Annotated in this window: 1 protein-coding gene; it reads left to right on the top strand. The window is 70.8% G+C overall.

Features of this window, described 5'->3' with window-relative positions; all coding sequences use genetic code 11:
• Positions 1 to 94 precede the first annotated feature (94 nt).
• Positions 95 to 1,105 carry a flagellar motor switch protein FliG gene (locus GJ693_RS16030; protein WP_156257221.1) on the top strand — a complete coding sequence of 337 codons (1,011 nt, stop codon included), beginning with the start codon at positions 95 to 97 and terminating at the stop codon, positions 1,103 to 1,105.
• Positions 1,106 to 1,280: the final 175 nt, after the last annotated feature.

Raw genomic sequence — 1,280 nt, 5'->3', positions numbered from 1 at the left:
GCGCAATGGCAGTGGCGCGGCAGATGCTGCTCGCCGATCTGGCGGCCCCGGCCGCCGCCCTGCCACCGCCGCCAGCCGATGACGAGGCGGCGGCATGATCGACCTCGCCAGCCCCGCCGCCGCGCTGTCGGGCGCGCAGAAATGCGCCATCCTGCTGCTCGTGCTGGAAGAAGCGCAGGCTGCCGAGATGCTGTCGGGCATGTCGCCGGCCGAGGTGCAGCAGGTGGGCGAGGCGATGCTGACGGTGGCAGAGATCGACCCGCTCGCCATCGATCATGTGCTCGACGAATTTCTGGCCCGAACGGCCCAGGTGGCGGCGCTCGACAGCCAGGGCCGCCAGGTGCGCCAGCGGCTGGGCAAGGCGCTGGGCACGCCGCGGGCGGAATCGATCATCGAGAAGATCGGCCCCCCGGCGGCCGGCCGGCGCTTTGCCGTGCTCGATTGGGTGGACGGGCCGGCGCTGGCCAAGCTGATCGCCGATGAGCATCCGCAGGCGATTGCAGTTGTGCTCGCCCACCAGGGCGAAGAACGCGCGGCGCAGACGCTGGATGCGCTGCCCGAACATCTGCAGCCCGACGTGGCCGCCCGGCTGGCCACCCTGGGCCCGGTCAACATCCATGACCTGGCCGCGCTGGAAGCCGACATTGAAGCCAAGCTGAAAGGCATCGGCACCAATCGCGACCAGACGCGCCTGGCAGGCACCGATTTCACCGCCGCCGTCATCAAGAAGGCACGCGGCCGCGGCGCGCTGCTGGAAACGCTGATGGCGCTGAACGCCGAGCTCGCCGCCGAGCTGGAGGCGCAACAGTTCATCTTCGCTGATCTCATCGGTCTCAGCCAGAAGGACCTGCAACTGGTGCTGCGCGAAGTCGATCCGGCGCTGCTGGCGGTGGCGCTGAAGGGCGCCGATGCCCCGCTGAAGGATTTCATCTTTGGCGCCATGTCCAAGCGCGCCGCCGCCCAGATGCAGGATGAACTGGCCGAGCGCGGGCCAATGAAACGGTCCGAAGTCGATGCCGCGCAGCGCGACATCTGCCGCACCGTGCGCCGCCTGGGCGACAGCGGCGCCCTGACCCTGCCCACATCTGCGGAGGCGATGCTGTGACCGCCCATGATCCCAGGCTCCACGACAGCCGCATGGCGGCGCTGCTGGCCGGCGTCTCCCCCGATCTGCGCGCCGGTGCGCCGGGGCTGGCGCGGCTGCTGTCGAGCCTGATGCCGGCCGAGCCGACGCCGCCCGCAGCGCAACCGGATGTTGCGGCCCTGGTGGCCGGGGCGCG

It is taken from the genome of Sandarakinorhabdus oryzae (assembly GCF_009733735.1).
In the GTDB taxonomy this organism is placed as follows: domain Bacteria; phylum Pseudomonadota; class Alphaproteobacteria; order Sphingomonadales; family Sphingomonadaceae; genus Sandarakinorhabdus; species Sandarakinorhabdus oryzae.
This window is presented reverse-complemented; position numbering and strand designations above follow the sequence as displayed.

Coding starts and splice junctions, on each gene's coding strand:
- GJ693_RS16030 (WP_156257221.1), top strand. CDS start 95: ATGATCGACCTCGCCAGCCCCGCCGCCGCGCTGTCGGGCGCGCAGAAA.